Below are 15,912 nucleotides of genomic sequence, written 5' to 3'. Positions count from 1 at the left end.
AATGTCGATCCTTCCCGGCCGGCCCGGCTCATCGCCGCGCCGGCTCGGCTGGGCGAGGTGGGGGTGCATGGTCAGCGGCCGTTCACCTGGCGTCGGCTTGATCCGGCTTCGGTCATGAAGCTTTCGACGGTCCTCCGGGCCGGTCTCTCCGCCGCAGCGCTGACGCTATTGCCAGCGATGCTGCCGGCGCAGGAGGTCGTGCCTCCGCCCACGCCCAATGCCGACGCGCTCGCCGCGCAGATGCGCGTGCTCGCCTCCAATCCGCGCGACCTCAACGCGCTTATCACTGCGGGCGATCTCAGCGTGAAGCTCGGCGATCCGCAGGCGGCGATGCGCTTCTTCGACCGGGCGGAGGACGTCTCGCCCGGCAATGCGCGCCTGCTCGCCGGCAAGGCCGGAGCGTTGGTGCTGCTCGAGCGCCCGGGTGAGGCGCTCAGCTACTACGACCGGGCCGAACGTGCCGGCGCCTCGATGACCGGCTATCTGGCCCAGCGCGGCCTTGCCTACGACCTGATCGGCCAGTCCGGCTACGCCCAGCGCGACTATCGTCGCGCACTCGAGACCAACCGCGACGACGAGACGGTGCGGCGGCTCGCGCTGTCGCTAGGCATCTCGGGCAGGCGCGACGAGGCGATGCAGCTGCTCGACCCGCTGTTGAGGCGCAGCGATCGTGCCGCGTGGCGCGATCGTGCCTTCATCCTGGCGATGACCGGCGACCTGCCCGGCGCTGAGCGGATCGCGACCAGCATGATGGTGAACGGCGCGGCGATGGCGCCGTTCTTCCGCCGCCTGGCCGCGCTGGCACCGGCCGACCGCGCCTTCGCCGTCCATTTCGGCGAGCCCACGCCGACGCCCGCGCGCACCGCCGACGCCCGGCTGGCGCCACCGCTGGCGCCGCTGCCCGGGGAGGCCGCTTCTCCCGCGAGGACGGCGACCGCAATGGCGGAACGCCCGCGCCCCGAGCCGCACAGCCGCGCATCGCAGGGACGCGTCCCGCCACGGACTTCCACACCCACTCCAACTCCGACTCCGACGCCAACACCCACGCCGGCCGCGGCACCGGCGCAGCTCGCCAATGCCGCGCCGCGTAGGCCGACGGTCATCGATGCGCCGAGGCGAGAGACGCCAGCGCAGGGCTGGGCGATGACCGCGGATGCCACGCCGCCCCGCTCTGCGCCGGTGCCGACTCCGACACCTGCCGCGACTCCAACGCCCACGCCAACCCCGACACCGCCGCCGACTGCGGTGACACCTGCTTCGTCTGCCGCGACACCGGCGCCGACTGCGGTGACCTCCGCTCCCTACACCACGACACAAGCGCCGACTCCGGCACCCGCAGCGCCGCCTCCAAGTTCCGGCCAGTCGGTGCTCGCCGCGATCATCGCGAGGATCAGCATTCCGGCCTCGGAACTCGAGCGTCCGGCGTCGCCTCCACCGACCCCACGGCCGGTCACCGTGAGGAAGGCGGAGCCGAAGCAGCCCGATCCCGCTCCTGCCGCGACGGCAAGCAAGCCCGAACCGAAGAAACCAGACCCAAAGAAGCCGGACCCGAAGAAACCCGACCCGAAAAAGCCAGACCCGAAGAAGCCCGATCCGACCAAGACCGAACCCGCGCGTATCTGGGTCCAGGTCGCGGGCGGGGCCAACGCCGCCGATCTCGGCAAGGACTGGAAGCGCCTCGCTGCCAAGTCGCCCGCCGCCTTCCGCGGCAAGACCGCCTGGACCACGCCGCTGCGCGCGACAAACCGCTTGCTCGCCGGCCCGTTCAAGACGCAAGGGGAGGCCATGGCCTTCGTCAACCAGCTCGCCAAGGACGGCTCCTCCGCCTTCATCTGGCAGAGCCCGGCCGGGCAGAAGATCGACAAGCTCGGCGTGAAATGAGCGCGCTCGCGCCCTGGGCGGCGGACCCCGCGCGGACGCGCGGGCGGCTCCATCCTGAGCCCGGCGATCCCGAGCGCGGCCCGCGCGACGCCTTCCAGCGCGACCGCGACCGGGTGATCCACTCGATCAGCTTCCGCCGCCTCCGCCACAAGACCCAGGTGTTCATGGCGCCCGACGGCGACCATTTCCGCGTCCGCCTGACGCACAGCCTGGAAGTCGCGCAGATCGGCCGTACCATCGCCCGTGCGCTCGGCCTCAACGAGGACCTGACCGAGGCGCTGTGCCTCGCCCACGACATCGGCCATCCGCCGTTCGGCCATGCCGGCGAGGATGCGCTGGAGGCGGCGCTGGCGGGGCAGGGCGGCTTCGACCACAACGGCCATACCCTGCGCGTCGTCACCCACCTCGATTCGCCCTATCCGCGCTGGAGCGGCCTCAACCTCACCTGGGACACGCTGGAGGGGCTCGCCAAGCACAACGGCCCGATCTGGGAGCCGGGCTGGGCGCTCGGCGAGGCGGACGCCACCTTCCCCCTCGACCTCCACAGCTGGCCGTCGCTGGAGGCGCAGGTCGCGGCGATCGCCGACGACATCGCCTATGACAACCACGACATCGACGACGGCCTCCGCGCCGGCCTGCTGACGCTCGACCAGCTCCTGTCGGTGCCGATGGTCGCGCGCGGCTGGGATGCGGTGCGCGCGCGCCACCCGGACGTGCCGCAGGACAAGCTGGTGCGCGAGCTGGTCCGCTCGCAGATCGGCACGATGGTCAACGATCTCATCACCGAGACCCGCGCCGCGGTGGTGGGCAAGGGCGTCGCCAGCATCGACGACGTCCGCGCGGCCGGCGAGCCGCTCGTCCGCTTCTCCGCGGCGATGCGCGACGAGGAGCGCGCGCTCAAGCGCTTCATGTACGCCAATCTCTACCATCACCCGAGCCAGCTCACCGCCGCGGGCGTCGCGCGGGAGATCGTCGCCGGCCTGTTCGCCGCCTATCGCGAGGACCCGCTCCACCTGCCCGAGGAGTGGCGCGCACGCCTGCCGGAGGACGAGCCCGGCCGCAGCCGCCACATCGCCGACTTCATCGCCGGCATGACCGACCGCTATGCCGCCCGCCACTACGAGGCGATCACCGGCCGCAAGCCGGCGCTGTCCGAAGCATTCTGACGCGAACTGCCCGATTTGCGCGATGAACCGATAGGCCGGTAAATTCCTGCGACAGGTCGCGGGTAGCATCTTCGTATGACCCGAAGAGGACGATCATGACCGCCGCCGCCATCGCGCTCAATCGGTTCGGTCTCGGCGCCCGGCCCGACGACGGCCCGCCCGACGATCCCAAAGCCTATCTGCTCGCGCAGTTCGATCGATACGATCCGCGCCCGCCCGCACTGGCAGACGCGCAGACCACCGCCGCGGTCTCGTCCGAGCTCGCCGCCTATTTCGATGCGCAACGCCAGAATCGCGCCGATCGCAAGGCGATGCCCGGAGCAATGATGCAAGCCGCCGGGGGCAATCCGCCCGCCATGACCGCATCGCCGCCGCCGATGCAGCCTGCGATGAGCGGGCAGAAGCCTTCAGCGCCACCTGCCGCGCCCTTGGATCCGGTGATGGAGGCGCGCCGCCTCGCCCAGCGGCAGAACCGGCAGGTCTATGTCGACTCGGTGGGCCTGCGCGCCAATGCCGCGCTCGCCTCGCCCGCGCCGATGATCGAGCGGCTGGTGCATTTCTGGGCGAACCATTTCGCCGTCTCCGCCGACAAGCTCGAGGTGATCGGCCTCGCCGGCCCGTTCGAGTTCGAGGCGATCCGCCCGCATGTCCTCGGCAGCTTCCGCGACATGCTCTATGCCGTGGAGCGCCATCCGGCGATGCTGATCTATCTCGATCAGGCGCAGTCGATCGGCCCCGATTCGCCCTATGGCGCCCGCGTCGCGCAGCGCAATCCGCGCCGCCGGCCCGGCCTCAACGAGAATCTCGCGCGCGAGATCATGGAGCTGCACACGCTGGGCGTGCGCACCGGCTACACCCAGGCCGACGTCACCGAGTTCGCCCGGGCGATGACCGGCTGGACGACGGCCGGGCTCGGCCGTGGCGGAGGCGGAGCGCGCAGGGCGGGCAATCCCGGCGACTTCGCGTTCGTGCCGCAGCTGCACGAGCCGGGCGTGCGCACGATCATGGGCAAGAGCTACCCGCAGCAGGGCGAGGCGCAGGCGGCGGCGGTGCTCGACGACCTCGCCGTCCATCCCGCCACCGCGAAGCATGTCGCCACCAAGCTCGTCCGCCATTTCGTCGCCGACGATCCGCCGCCGGCCGTCGTCGAGCGATGCGAGCGGGCCTTCCTCAAGTCCGGCGGCGACCTCCCGACCGTCTATCGCGCGCTGATCGGCTCGCCCGAGGCCTGGGCACCGCAGCCCGCCAAGTTCAAGACGCCGTGGGAATGGTCGATCTCGATGATGCGCGGGCTCGGGATGCGCGAGTTCGGCGCGCAGCAGCTGTTCGGGCTCCAGCAGCAGCTCGGCCAGCCGGTGTGGAAGCCAGGCCAGCCCTCCGGCTGGGACGACGTCGCCGGCAGCTGGGCCGGGCCGGACGCGATCATGCGCCGGGTCGAGGCCGCGCAGCGCTTCGCCGCTCGCGCCGGCCAGGTGATCGACGCCCGCGAGCGTGCCGAACAGCTCTTCCCCGGCACGCTCACCCCTGCCACCCGCCAGGCGATCGCCCGCGCCGAAAGCCCCCAGCAGGCCGTGGCGCTGATGCTCGTCGCCCCCGAGTTCATGCGGAGATAGCCCAGATGATCGTCACCCGCCGCCGTTTCGTCTCCTGGGGCTCCGCCGCTGCGCTGTCGGCGCTGGCGCCGCGCATCGCCTTCGCCGCGGCGCCGACCGACCGCCGCTTCGTCTTCATCATCCAGCGCGGCGCCGCCGATGGGCTCGGCACGCTGGCGCCGGTCGGCGATCCCGCCTTCGCCCCAGCGCGCGGCCCCCTGGCCGAGGATTTCGCGACCGGCGCCAAGCTCGACGGAATGTTCGCGCTGCACCCCTCGCTCGCCGGCGTGGCCGGCCTCTACAAGGGCGGCGAGGCGCTGTTCGCCCACGCGGTCGCCTCGCCCTATCGCGACCGCTCGCATTTCGACGGCCAGAACGTGCTCGAGACCGGCGGGACCAGCGCCTATTCGGTCAAGGACGGCTGGCTCAACCGCCTGCTCGGCGTGCTGCCCGAGCCCGAGAAGCGCGGCATGGCGATCGCCGCGACGGTGCCGATGGCCCTGCGCGGCAAGGTCGACGTCGCCTCCTATGCCCCCTCGGCGCTGCCCGATGCCTCCGACGACCTGATCGCCCGCGTGACCACGCTCTACGCCAGCGACCCGCAGCTCCACGAGCTGTGGGAACAGGCGGTCGCGACGCGCCAGCTCACCGGCGACCTCGCCGCCAACAACGGCCAGAACGCCGCCGCGACCGGCACGCTCGCCGCCAAGCTGCTCGCGCCCGCCGACGGCGCGCGGGTGGCGATGATCGAGACCGGCGGCTGGGACACCCACGCCGGCCAGCGCGGCCGCCTGGCGGCGCAGCTGAAGGGCCTCGACGCGATGATAGGCGCGCTCAAGGCGGGGATGGGCCCGCTGTGGTCCGACACGATGGTGCTGGTCGCGACCGAGTTCGGCCGCACGGTGGCGGTCAACGGCACCGGCGGCACCGATCACGGCACGGCGTCGGCGGCGATGCTGTTCGGCGGCGCGGTGAAGGGCGGGCGCGTGCTCGCCGACTGGCCCGGCCTCGCCCAGGCCGACCTCTACGAAGGCCGAGACTTGAAACCCACCACCAGCCTCGACGCCTTCATCGCCGGCGCCGCGGCCGAGCATTTCGGCATCGAACCCGCCCGGATGGCGAGGGCGCTGTTCCCGACCGTCGGGCCGGTGAAGCCGGTCGAGGGGCTGGCGCGGGTCTGATGCTCGACACAAGCGGGTGAATCTGAATCGTGCTCCTGCGAAGGCAGGAGCCCTGGATTACAGGGGTGCCGCTTGCGGCCTGGGCTCCTGCTTTCGCAGGAGCACTGTTTCAGATTTGGAATCGAAGAAGGGCGCGGCCATGATAGCCGCGCCCTTCTCCACGCAAACAACCGGTGGGATCAGTCGCGCGCGGCGGTCTCGAAACCGGTCGAGCCGGCAGCCGCGAACTGCGCGCGGCGGGCGGCGCCGCGGCTCTCGGCGACGCTGAAGGCGACCGGCTGGCCGGCGACGTCGCCGCTGACGCGGCCGCCCTTCACGACCAGGCGGAACTCGCCGCCGGGCTGGGCATGGCCGACGAGCACGGTGTTGCCGGCGGCGTCGGTCTCGGTGTTGTAGGTGTAGGTGCGGCCCTCGAGGCGGAAGCTGTTGGCCGGCTCGCCCGCGAAGGCGCTGGTGGCGCCGAGGGCAAGGGTGGTGGCGAGGGCGATCTTGAAGAACTTGGTCATGACGTAACCTCCCGTTGGAAAACGCAGGCCGTCAGCACCCTCTCCGCAGCGTGTCTGTTGCGATGCACAATTTATATTGCGGCGCACAAAGCTTCGTCAAAAGCATTGGTTGCGATTGCAGTTGCACCATATGCAATCAGCGGCGGTGTGGCAGTTTCAAAGCCCCTCCCCTTCAGGGGAGGGGTTGGGGTGGGGCCTGGCCCCAAGCGATAATGCCTGCCGCACTGCCCTACCCCCAACCCCTCCCCTGAAGGGGAGGGGCTTCAAATTGCGTCGCCACCAACCATCCGTGCCACGTGACCTCGGGCCCTGAAGCCGCTAAGCGGCGCCACTTCCCTATCCATTGGATCCAGCGATGACCCTCTACGCCCGTTTCGCCGCCCATCTCGATGCCGCCCTCGACGCGCTCACCGTGTCGGGCGTGCTGCCGGCTGGGCTGGAGCGACGCGCGGTCACCGTCGAGCCCCCGCGCGATCCCTCGCACGGCGACCTTGCCACCAACGCCGCGATGGTGCTGGCCAAGCCCGCCGGCACCAACCCGCGCGTGCTCGCCGAGGCGCTGTCGGCCGAGCTGGCGAAGGTGCCGGGCGTTTCCGGCGTCTCGGTCGCCGGCCCCGGCTTCATCAACCTGACGCTCGACGACGCCACCTGGCGCGGCGAGCTGGAGGCGATCCATGCCGACGGCGCCGACTATGGCCGTTCGCGGGTGGGCGAGGGGATCACCGTCAACGTCGAATATGTCTCGGCCAACCCGACCGGCCCGATGCACATGGGCCATTGCCGCGGCGCGGTAGTGGGCGATGCGCTCGCCAGCCTGCTCGAAGCGGTCGGGCACAAGGTGATCCGCGAATATTACGTCAACGACGCCGGCGGCCAGGTCGACGTCCTCGCCCGCTCGGCGCACCTGCGCTACCGCGAGGCGCTGGGCGAGAACATCGGTGAGATCCCCGAGGGGCTCTATCCCGGCGACTATCTGGTCCCGGTCGGCCGGGCGCTCGCCGCCGAGTTCGGCGACCGATATGTCGGCAAGCCCGAGAGCGAATGGCTCGTCACCTTCCGCCAGATCGCGGTCGCGGCGATGATGGCGCTGATCAAGGCCGACCTCGCATTGCTCGGCATCCATCATGACCGCTTCGCTTCCGAGGCCGAGCTCCAGGCCGAGAAGAAGCCGGAGGCGGCCGAGGCATGGCTGCGCGAGCACGACCTCGTCTACGACGGGATGCTCGAAGCGCCGAAGGGCGAGACGCCCGAGGATTGGGAGCCGGTCGAGCTGCCCCTGTTCCGCTCGACCCGCTTCGGCGACGACCAGGACCGGCCGATCAGGAAGTCGAACGGCAGCTGGACCTATTTCGGCGCCGACCTCGCCTATCACTGGCAGAAGGCGCAGGACGCGGACCAGCTGATCGACATCTGGGGCGCCGACCATGCCGGCACGGTCAAGCGCATCGTCGCGGCGGTGCAGGCGCTGACCGGCGGCAAGACCCGGTTCGACGTCAAGCTCGTCCAGATGGTCCGCCTGCTCCGCGCCGGCGAGCCGGTCAAGATGTCCAAGCGGGCCGGCAACTTCGTCACGCTTGCCGACGTCGTGCGTGAGGTCGGCAAGGACGTGGTCCGCTTCACCATGCTGACGCGCAAGGCCGATGCCCAGATGGACTTCGACTTCGCCAAGGTGGTCGAGGCGTCGAAGGACAATCCCGTCTTCTACGTCCAGTACGCCCATGCCCGCGTCCACTCGCTCCACCGCCGTGCGGCGGAGGCCGGGCTGGTGCTGCCGCCCGCCGACCTGTCCCGTCTTGATACGACCGAGCTCGGCCTGGTGAAGCTCGCCGCCCAGTTCCCGCGCGTGGTGGAGGCAGCGGCGGCGGCGCGCGAGCCGCACAGGATCGCCTTTTATCTCTATGACTTGGCGGCAGAGTTTCACGCGCTGTGGAATATGGGCAACGACGATCCGTCGCGCCGCTTCCTGCTTCCGGATGATACAGCGCTCTCCGCCGCGCGGCTTTCCTTGGCCGATGCGATCGGGCAGATTATCCGCAACGGCCTGGCGATCATGGGAGTGGAGGCCGTCGAGGAGATGGGCGGATGACCACCGCGGAGGGCGAGGGGGAAGGCTATCACGAGGAGGACCGGCTTCCCTGGCTGGAATCGGCCGAGGAGGATTATCGCGAAGGCCCCTCGATCTCGCGCGTGATCGCAGCGATCATCCTCGGCCTGATGCTGATCGCGGTCGCGATCTACGGCTACAATTGGTGGCGCAACCATCGCACCACCGGCGGCACCGGCGAGCTGATCAAGGCGCCGCCCGGCGACTATAAGGTCAAGCCCGACCAACCCGGCGGCATGAAGGCGGACGGGGAGGGCGACACCGTGTTCGCCACCTCCGAGGGCAGCGCCGCCAACGGCGCGATCGACACCGGCGCGGTGCCCGAGACGCCGGTCGCGGGCAGGACCGCGGCCGCGCAGGGCCCGAGCACGCAGGGCACGGCCAAGGTGGTCGCCGCGGTTCCGCCTTCGGGCGGCACGCTCACCGCCAGGACGCCGACGGTGCCGGCGCTGCGCGCGAACGGCGGCGGCGGGCATGGCTCGCTGGTCCAGCTCGGCTCCTTCCCGAGCGAAGGCGCGGCCAACGCCGCCTGGACCCAGCTCTCGAAGCGCATCACCTACCTCGCCCCGCTCGGCAAGTCGGTCGAGAAGGCGGAGGTCAACGACCGCACCGTCTACCGCCTCCGCGTCAACGCCGGCAGCGCGGGCGCGGCGACGGCGCTCTGCGGGAAGCTGAAGGTCGCCGGGGAGGCGTGCTTCGTTCCGAATTAGGGGTGGGCCAACATCGACGCACGTCGCGGTGCAAAGTCCTAAGCCCCTCCCCTTCAGGGGAGGGGTTGGGGGTGGGGAAGTGCGGCAGGCGGTCCGGCTCGCGGATAGCCCCCCACCCCAACCCCTCCCCTGAAGGGGAGGGGCTAAATTGCTGAGCGCCGATCCGCTCTCGGACGAATAGCCTAGTCGCGCTTGCAATGTAGGATTTCGCCTGCTTGGCTCGCCCGGCCCGATCCGCGCGAGTGCCGGTCCGCTCTTTGACCTCGTCGATTTTGCCCATGTCGCGCCGCAGTCGCCTCGGTGTCGCGCCTGCGTCGCGTTGGTGTCGCGCCGCTGTCGCGTCGCTGTCGCGTCGCTGTCGTGCCTGTGTCGCGTTGCTGTCGCGTCGCCGCCGCGATCTCGTCGCGTCGGCGCAGCGTCAAGACGGACCGGCTCGCAAACACGTGACCTGAGTCAACGTAGTCAACATTTGTTGGAGTTCCCGGCACCGGAAACCCGTCCGGACGGAAGCCGTTTCTACCTATGACTTTCGTGACCTTCGACGGTTTTCCGCCACTTTTCGCGCCTGCCCGACGACCTTCGACAAGCTCGCCGCGAGCGGCTAGGGAAACGGCATGAAGCCCGTCATCTACGGCCTGTCCGGCCCGTCGCTCACCGCCGACGAACGCGCCTTCTTCGCCGCCGCCGAGCCCGCCGGCTACATCCTGTTCAAGCGCAACACCGTCGACCGCGCCCAGGTCCGCGCGCTGACCGACGAGCTGCGCAGCCTCGCCGGCCGCGACGACCTTCCCATCCTGATCGACCAGGAGGGCGGCCGCGTCGCCCGCATGGGGCCGCCCGAATGGCCCGCATTCCCCGCCGCCGCCGCCTTCGACGCGCTCTACGACGCCGCGCCGATGTCGGCGATCGAGGCGGTGCGGTCGAACGCCCATGCGCTCGGCCTGATGCTGGCCGAGGTCGGCATCACCGTCGACTGCACCCCGCTGCTCGACCGCCGCTTCCCGGAGACGACGGCGGCGATCGGCGACCGCGCGTTCGGCGGCGATGCGATGCAGGTCGCCGCGCTCGGCCGCGCGACGCTGGAGGGGCTCGCGCGTGCCGGCGTGGTCGGCGTGATCAAGCACATGCCCGGCCACGGCCGCGCGGTGGTCGACAGCCATCACGAGCTGCCGGTGGTCAACGCCGACGACACAGCGCTGGAGGAGGACATCCGCCCGTTCCGCACGCTCGCCGCCTCGGCGCCGATGGGCATGACCTGCCACGTCGTGTTCAAGGCCTGGGACCCGGACCGCCCCGCCACGCTCTCGCCGACGGTGATCCATGAGGTGATCCGCGGCCGCATCGGCTTCGACGGTCTGCTGATGACCGACGACATCGACATGAAGGCGCTGTCCGGCACCGCCGGCGAGAAGGCCGCGGCGGCGATCGCGGCGGGCTGCGACATCGTCCTCGACTGCTGGGGCCGCATGGACGAGATGGTCGACATCGCCGAACGTCTCGGCGACATCGCCCCCCAGAGCCGCGCCCGCCTAGACCGCGCCATGGCAAGCGTGTCGCGGCCCGACGGCGACTTCGGCGAGCTGATCGCGAAGCGCGACGAATTGCTGGCGCTCGCCTGACCTGCTTTACTGCACCGGATGAGCGACCCCGACACGCTGACGCTCGACCTCGACGGCTGGGAAGGTCCGCTCGACCTGCTGCTGGCGCTCGCCCGCAACCAGAAGGTCGACCTCAAGGCGATCTCGATCCTCCAGCTCGTCGAGCAATATCTCGCCTTCATCGAGGCCGCCCGCGACCTCAAGCTGGAGATCGCCGCCGATTACCTGGTGATGGCGGCGTGGCTGGCCTACCTCAAGTCGGCACTGCTGCTGCCCCGCGATCCCGAGGAGGTGCCCAGCCCCGAGGAGCTGGCGCTGCGCCTCCAGCTCCGCCTCGAACGGCTGAATGCGATGCGCGAGGCGGGAGGCCGGCTGCTCGCCCGCGACCGACTCGGCCGCGACGTGTTCCTGCGCGGGGCGCCGGAGGGGCTGCGCACCGTCCGCAAGGCGCTCTGGGAGGTCGAGATCTACGACCTGATCGCCGCCTACGGCCGGGTCAGCGCGCGCACCCGCCCGGTGATGCACGTCGTCGCCGCGCGCGACGTAATGACGCTGGAGGAGGCGATCGAGCGCGTCTCGACCCTGATCGGCACTGCCATCGACTGGGCGACGATCGAGACTTTCCTGCCCGAGGAGGCGGAGGGCAGCTACCGCAAGTCGGCGCTCGCCTCGAGCTTCGTCGCCGCGCTGGAGCTGGCGCGACAGGGTAGGGTGGAGCTCCGCCAGAAATCCCCGTTCGCCCCGCTCTACCTGAGGGCGCCGGCATGACCCCGCCCGACGATCTCGTCCGCGCGGTCGAGGCAGTGCTGTTCGCCTCGGAAACGCCACTGACCGTCGCCGAGATCCGCCTGTATCTGGGAGCCGAGGCCGACGTGCCGAGCGCGCTCGACACGCTTGCCGGGGCCTATGCCGGCCGCGGCATCGAGCTGGTCGAGCGCGGCGGGCGCTGGCACTTCCAGACCGCGGCCGATCTCGCCCATCTCCTCCGGCGCGACCGCGAGGAACCGCGCAAGCTCACCCGCGCCGGCATCGAGACGCTGGCGATCATCGCCTATCACGAGCCGGTCAGCCGCGCCGAGATCGAGGCGATTCGCGGCGTACAGACCGCCAAGGGCACGCTCGACGTGCTGATGGAGGCCGGCTGGGTGCGCCCCGCCGGCCGCCGCGAGGTGCCCGGGCGGCCGCTCACCTATGCGACGACATCGGCCTTTTTGAGCCACTTCGGCCTCGCCAGCCGCCGCGATCTGCCGGGCATCGACGACCTCAAGGCGGCCGGCCTGCTCGACCCGATTGATCTAGCCCTTGAGAATGCCGTGGAAAAGGACGCCGAGGATGACTAGATAGGGTCCGGCACAAGGAGATTTTTCGATGGGTGGTTTCAGCCTGATGCACTGGCTGGTGTTCGGCGTGGTCGCGATCCTCATATTGGGCGGCGGTCGCTTCTCGAACATGATGGGTGACGTTGCCAAGGGCATCAAGAACTTCAAGAAGGGCATGGCGGAGGAAGATGAGCCGACGCGGATCGAGGGGCAGCGCGCTGCTCCGGAGCCGTCGTACCGCTCCGAATCCGAGCGCGTCCGCGAGGAGCGCTGACCTTTCCCTCTTAGGCCTGGAGCGCGCCGGCACCGGTCGGCGCGCCGCGGACGGTTGAATGTTCGACATCGCGCCTTCCGAATTCCTGCTCGTCGCGATCGTCGCGCTGCTCGTCATCGGTCCCAAGGACCTGCCGAAGGCGATGCGCTTCGCCGGCTATTGGGTCGGCCGTGCGCGCGGCGTCGCCCGCCAGTTCCGCAGCGGCTTCGACGCGATGGTGCGCGAGGCCGAACTCGCCGAGATGGAGAAGAAATGGGCGGAGGAGAACGCGCGGATCATGCGCGAGCATCCGCTCGATTCGACGACTCCCGCGCTGCCGGCGCCTGTCGAGGCGGAAGCGACGCCCGCCGATGAGACGACCGAGCCGATGCTGACGCCGAAGCCGGAGATCACGACCGAGCCTTCGCCCGAGGCCCCCGAGCTGCCGCTCGGCGAACCGCACAAGACCCTGCCGTGAAGGACATCGACGACACCCAGGCTCCCCTGCTGGAGCACCTGATCGAGCTGCGCCGGCGCCTGCTCTACTGCGTGGTCGCGCTGGTGGTATGCTTCGGCGCCTGCTTCTACTTCGCGCGTGAGATCTTCGCCTTCCTGGTCCAGCCGCTCGTGCACGCAGGCCAGAACAAGGTGATCTTCACCCAGATCTTCGAGGCGTTCTTCGTCCAGGTGAAGGTCGCCTTCTTCGCGGCGATGATGATCTCCTTCCCGGTGATCGCCAATCAGCTCTGGCAGTTCGTCGCGCCGGGTCTCTACCGCAACGAGAAGCGCGCGTTGTTACCCTTCCTGATCGCGACCCCGGTGCTGTTCATCGCGGGCGCGGCGCTCGCCTATTACATGGCGATCCCGATCGCGCTGCATTTCCTGCTGAGCTACCAGGGCGATCTCGGCGGCGTGCAGCAGGAGGCGCTGCCGTCGGTCGGCAATTATCTCTCGTTCGTGATGCAGTTCCTGTTCGCGTTCGGGCTCGCCTTCCTGCTGCCCGTCGTACTGATGCTGCTCGAGCGGGCCGGCATCGTCACGCGCAAGCAGCTGGTGAGTGCGCGCCGTTACGCGATCGTCGCGGCGTTCGGCCTGGCGGCGGTGCTGACGCCGCCGGACATCGGCTCGCAGCTCCTGCTCGCGATTCCCCTTGTGCTGCTCTACGAGCTCGCGCTGATCGGCATCTGGTTCACCGAGCGCCAGCGAAGCCGCGAGGCCAAGCGGGCCGAAACCACCGAGGCTACCGAGGCCTGAAAAAGAGGCCGCGCACTCGGCGCGGCCCCTTCCATATAATTACTTAGCGTCGTTGGCGGTCTTGGCGACCGTGTTACCGGCGGACGAGACGTCCCGGCCGACGCCTTCGACGGTGTTGCACGCGCCCAACGCCAGCGTGGCGGCGAGAGCGAGGGCAGCGGTGATCTTGCGCATGATAGACGCTCCATGAGTGATGAAATCGGTCCGGAGGTGAAACGACCGAAGGCGCGGTATCGTTCCCGATAGGCGATGAACGCAGCATTGACCGGGATGCGCCGAAAGGACGGCCGAAAAAGATGTAGGCCCGGAAGCGTCACCGGGGGGGGGAGGGTAGACGCTTCCGGGCCCATGTCTTGGATAGCGAGAGCGGGGGGGCAAAAGGTCACTATCCGAAGCGCAGAACGCTCCTTGTGATCCCCGGTTCCCATTTCTCGAAAAAATTTTTGATGCCGCTCAGTCACGCCCGGTGATGGCGATCGCGATCTCGAACGCCCCGCTCAGCGGCTCATGGTGGAGGGGGGAGCGCAGCTGGCGGGACAGCCCTTCGATCACACGCCCATAGCGTTCTGCGATCGCCTTGCGCAGTCCCTCCGTCTCGATCAGCGCGGGAGAGCTGACCCGGACGAGGGCGTGCGTCTGGTTCTCGCCGGGCTTCACCGAGATGCGGAGCTGCGCCGCCGGACTCGCGCCCATCGCCATCTCGACCAGCTCGGTGATGAGGAAGGCGACCGCCACCGCGGTATCCTGCGAGACGAGATAGGGATCGATCTCCAGCGTCAGCCCGAAATCGCGGCTGCGACCACTCGCGGTCGCGCGGATGTTGGCGGCCAGCTCGCTGATCACCGACCGGAGCCCGAGTCCGCGATTCTCCTCGAGCTCGGCGAAATGGTGACGGTGTACCACCGCCAGCGCATCGACGCGGCGCTGGATCGCGGCATAGGCGGCGGTCGCCTCGGCATCCACGGCGCTGCGCGCGTGGAAGTTGATCAAGCTGGTGATGACCTGGAGGTTGTTCTTGACGCGGTGATGGACCTCGCGCGTGAGCTTGGTCTGACGGGTCAGTCCCTCGGCGAGATCGGATTCGTGGTCCCTGATCGTGCGGGTCAGGTCGGCGAAGGTGTCGCCGAGGTCGCGGATCTCGTGCGCGGGAATCGCGCCGAACTCGCCGGGATCGAACACGCTGCCCGGCGTATAGGCGCCGACCCGCGTGCGCAGCCGGCGGAGCGGGCGGATCAGCAGCCGGTCGACCACGAACCAGCCGATCCCCGCCGCCGCCGCCCACATCAGGATCGGCAGCAGCATCGCCGCCAGCACCGCCGAGGTGATCGGCGCGCTGTCGACCTCCATGTGCAGCACCAGCCGGTCGAGCCCGATCGGGCTGTCGTCCCGCTCGCGCCGGGACAGCACGGTGCCGGGAAGCTGGCGCAGGTCCAGCATATCCTCGTCGCGCATCAGTCTGGTACCATAGGCGCGCAGGAAACCGCTCGGGCGCGCGATGTCGGCGAGATAGGCCGTCGGGAAGAAGGCGGTCGCCCGTGCCGTACCGCTGCCGCCGGTGACGCCCAGCAGCAATCCGCCCGGCAGCAGCCGCACCGCGACGGCGTTGGGGCCGGGTTTGGGCGCCTCCCGCTCGATCGGCCCGCCGCAGCGAAGCTGTCCCGCGCGGTCGATCACGGCATAGCGGGCGCCGGCGGGAAGGCTGGGGGCGAACACGCCGCGCGTCCTGGCGCAGACAGCGGTGTCGCCCGGATCGGCCTCGATCGCCGCGACCGCCGATCGCAACGCATTGGCGTCGCCGACAAGCTCGATCGCGAGCGAGCGCGCCGCCTCGCCGGTCGCGACCCTCAGCGCGGCACGATTCTCGACGTCGGCGGTGCGGGTGGTCTGGAGCGCGGCGAACACCGCGATCAGCGCGAGCGGCAGGAGAGCCGCGCTCAGAATGAGGAACAGCTTGGCGCCTGTCGGCATCCGCGCCAGTGCTGGCAATGCGCGGTCGCCCTCAGGGAGACCGGTAACGTCGTCCATCCGCCGGCGGCTACCCCAGCTTGTTCAACAGGTCGAGCATTTCGTCGGGAATCGTCTCGGAAACAGCATCCTGGTAGACCGCGCGCAATGCCTCGCCCACGCTGCGGTCGTCTCCCTTCTGCTTCCGCTCTCCCTTCTTTCGCATCTTCGGGTCAGAATCGGTCTTCTCAGAACGCACGTCTTCCCCCCTCCGGGCCCGGCAGGGCCGGGGAACATCAAAGGCTCAGGCATCGGGTAAACGCCATTGCCGCCGCGCACAACGCGATCGTGGGCGAACGTGAAACCAAATATCGCTTCGATTGTTCCCAAGGGCGGTGCAAAAT

16 protein-coding genes are annotated in these 15,912 nt (G+C 69.7%); 12 read left to right on the top strand and 4 right to left on the bottom strand.

What is annotated here, in order from left to right; genetic code table 11:
* The first annotated feature begins 114 nt into the window (after positions 1-114).
* From AC2YHA_RS07755 to AC2YHA_RS07740, 4 genes are all read left to right on the top strand, one after another.
* Complete coding sequence (locus AC2YHA_RS07755; RefSeq protein ID WP_487401015.1) at positions 115-1,881, top strand: SPOR domain-containing protein; 1,767 nt, start codon at positions 115-117, stop codon at positions 1,879-1,881.
* Positions 1,878-3,047, top strand: a complete 1,170-nt coding sequence (locus tag AC2YHA_RS07750) for a deoxyguanosinetriphosphate triphosphohydrolase (protein WP_487401014.1) — start codon at positions 1,878-1,880, stop codon at positions 3,045-3,047. The genes AC2YHA_RS07755 and AC2YHA_RS07750 overlap by 4 nt, the downstream gene beginning before the upstream one ends.
* 95 nt (positions 3,048-3,142) lie before the next feature.
* Positions 3,143-4,660 carry a DUF1800 domain-containing protein gene (locus AC2YHA_RS07745; protein ID WP_487401013.1) on the top strand — a complete coding sequence of 506 codons (1,518 nt, stop codon included), beginning with the start codon at positions 3,143-3,145 and terminating at the stop codon, positions 4,658-4,660.
* 5 nt (positions 4,661-4,665) lie between these two features.
* A complete protein-coding gene (locus AC2YHA_RS07740; protein ID WP_487401012.1) occupies positions 4,666-5,820 on the top strand; it encodes a DUF1501 domain-containing protein in 1,155 nt (384 codons plus the stop codon).
* A 179-nt stretch (positions 5,821-5,999) separates the two neighbouring features.
* Here AC2YHA_RS07740 and AC2YHA_RS07735 read toward each other — a convergent pair whose 3' ends face one another.
* Positions 6,000-6,326, bottom strand: coding sequence for a hypothetical protein (locus AC2YHA_RS07735; RefSeq protein WP_233786087.1), 327 nt, complete (start codon positions 6,324-6,326; stop codon positions 6,000-6,002).
* 355 nt (positions 6,327-6,681) lie between these two features.
* Here AC2YHA_RS07735 and argS point away from each other — a divergent pair, with 355 nt between their 5' ends.
* From argS to tatC, 8 genes are all read left to right on the top strand, one after another.
* Positions 6,682-8,412 carry an arginine--tRNA ligase gene (gene argS, locus AC2YHA_RS07730; RefSeq protein WP_487401011.1) on the top strand — a complete coding sequence of 577 codons (1,731 nt, stop codon included), beginning with the start codon at positions 6,682-6,684 and terminating at the stop codon, positions 8,410-8,412.
* Positions 8,409-9,140, top strand: a complete 732-nt coding sequence (locus tag AC2YHA_RS07725; protein ID WP_487401010.1) for an SPOR domain-containing protein — start codon at positions 8,409-8,411, stop codon at positions 9,138-9,140. The genes argS and AC2YHA_RS07725 overlap by 4 nt, the downstream gene beginning before the upstream one ends.
* 614 nt (positions 9,141-9,754) lie before the next feature.
* Positions 9,755-10,759, top strand: coding sequence for a beta-N-acetylhexosaminidase (nagZ, locus tag AC2YHA_RS07720; RefSeq protein WP_487401009.1), 1,005 nt, complete (start codon positions 9,755-9,757; stop codon positions 10,757-10,759).
* 18 nt (positions 10,760-10,777) lie between these two features.
* Positions 10,778-11,506 (top strand): segregation and condensation protein A, encoded by a 729-nt coding sequence (locus AC2YHA_RS07715; protein WP_487401008.1) that lies wholly within the window; start codon positions 10,778-10,780, stop codon positions 11,504-11,506.
* Entirely contained in the window at positions 11,503-12,078 is a 576-nt protein-coding gene (gene scpB / locus AC2YHA_RS07710; protein ID WP_487401007.1) for an SMC-Scp complex subunit ScpB, read from the top strand. The genes AC2YHA_RS07715 and scpB overlap by 4 nt, the downstream gene beginning before the upstream one ends.
* Before the next feature lie 28 nt (positions 12,079-12,106).
* A complete protein-coding gene (locus AC2YHA_RS07705) occupies positions 12,107-12,331 on the top strand; it encodes a twin-arginine translocase TatA/TatE family subunit (RefSeq protein WP_233786096.1) in 225 nt (74 codons plus the stop codon).
* Positions 12,332-12,389: 58 nt separating this feature from the next.
* Positions 12,390-12,788, top strand: coding sequence for a Sec-independent protein translocase protein TatB (gene tatB, locus AC2YHA_RS07700; protein WP_487401006.1), 399 nt, complete (start codon positions 12,390-12,392; stop codon positions 12,786-12,788).
* Positions 12,785-13,564, top strand: a complete 780-nt coding sequence (gene tatC, locus AC2YHA_RS07695; RefSeq protein WP_233786099.1) for a twin-arginine translocase subunit TatC — start codon at positions 12,785-12,787, stop codon at positions 13,562-13,564. Before tatB ends, tatC begins: the two co-directional genes overlap by 4 nt.
* Positions 13,565-13,603: 39 nt before the next feature.
* On the opposite strand, the gene AC2YHA_RS07690 is transcribed toward tatC, so the two are convergent.
* The 3 genes from AC2YHA_RS07690 to AC2YHA_RS07680 all read right to left on the bottom strand — a co-directional run bounded on the left by AC2YHA_RS07690 (position 13,604) and on the right by AC2YHA_RS07680 (position 15,767).
* Positions 13,604-13,738, bottom strand: a complete 135-nt coding sequence (locus AC2YHA_RS07690; RefSeq protein ID WP_233786100.1) for an entericidin A/B family lipoprotein — start codon at positions 13,736-13,738, stop codon at positions 13,604-13,606.
* Between the two features lie 279 nt (positions 13,739-14,017).
* Entirely contained in the window at positions 14,018-15,589 is a 1,572-nt protein-coding gene (locus tag AC2YHA_RS07685; RefSeq protein WP_233786101.1) for a sensor histidine kinase, read from the bottom strand.
* A 10-nt stretch (positions 15,590-15,599) separates the two neighbouring features.
* Complete coding sequence (locus AC2YHA_RS07680; protein ID WP_233786102.1) at positions 15,600-15,767, bottom strand: NepR family anti-sigma factor; 168 nt, start codon at positions 15,765-15,767, stop codon at positions 15,600-15,602.
* Positions 15,768-15,912 lie beyond the last annotated feature (145 nt).

The organism is Sphingomonas sp. SRI_018 (assembly GCF_057586275.1).
The sequence above is the reverse complement of the archived record's forward strand: the minus strand, read 5'-3'. Positions and strand labels throughout refer to the sequence as shown.

What these genes read in the sequence shown, in the direction of transcription:
- AC2YHA_RS07755 (WP_487401015.1), top strand. Translation starts at nt 115, where the DNA reads ATGAAGCTTTCGACGGTCCTCCGGGCCGGTCTCTCCGCCGCAGCGCTG.
- AC2YHA_RS07750 (WP_487401014.1), top strand. Translation starts at nt 1,878, where the DNA reads ATGAGCGCGCTCGCGCCCTGGGCGGCGGACCCCGCGCGGACGCGCGGG.
- AC2YHA_RS07745 (WP_487401013.1), top strand. Translation starts at nt 3,143, where the DNA reads ATGACCGCCGCCGCCATCGCGCTCAATCGGTTCGGTCTCGGCGCCCGG.
- AC2YHA_RS07740 (WP_487401012.1), top strand. Translation starts at nt 4,666, where the DNA reads ATGATCGTCACCCGCCGCCGTTTCGTCTCCTGGGGCTCCGCCGCTGCG.
- AC2YHA_RS07735 (WP_233786087.1), bottom strand. Translation starts at nt 6,326, where the DNA reads ATGACCAAGTTCTTCAAGATCGCCCTCGCCACCACCCTTGCCCTCGGC.
- argS (WP_487401011.1), top strand. Translation starts at nt 6,682, where the DNA reads ATGACCCTCTACGCCCGTTTCGCCGCCCATCTCGATGCCGCCCTCGAC.
- AC2YHA_RS07725 (WP_487401010.1), top strand. Translation starts at nt 8,409, where the DNA reads ATGACCACCGCGGAGGGCGAGGGGGAAGGCTATCACGAGGAGGACCGG.
- nagZ (WP_487401009.1), top strand. Translation starts at nt 9,755, where the DNA reads ATGAAGCCCGTCATCTACGGCCTGTCCGGCCCGTCGCTCACCGCCGAC.
- AC2YHA_RS07715 (WP_487401008.1), top strand. Translation starts at nt 10,778, where the DNA reads ATGAGCGACCCCGACACGCTGACGCTCGACCTCGACGGCTGGGAAGGT.
- scpB (WP_487401007.1), top strand. Translation starts at nt 11,503, where the DNA reads ATGACCCCGCCCGACGATCTCGTCCGCGCGGTCGAGGCAGTGCTGTTC.
- AC2YHA_RS07705 (WP_233786096.1), top strand. Translation starts at nt 12,107, where the DNA reads ATGGGTGGTTTCAGCCTGATGCACTGGCTGGTGTTCGGCGTGGTCGCG.
- tatB (WP_487401006.1), top strand. Translation starts at nt 12,390, where the DNA reads ATGTTCGACATCGCGCCTTCCGAATTCCTGCTCGTCGCGATCGTCGCG.
- AC2YHA_RS07690 (WP_233786100.1), bottom strand. Translation starts at nt 13,738, where the DNA reads ATGCGCAAGATCACCGCTGCCCTCGCTCTCGCCGCCACGCTGGCGTTG.
- AC2YHA_RS07685 (WP_233786101.1), bottom strand. Translation starts at nt 15,589, where the DNA reads ATGGACGACGTTACCGGTCTCCCTGAGGGCGACCGCGCATTGCCAGCA.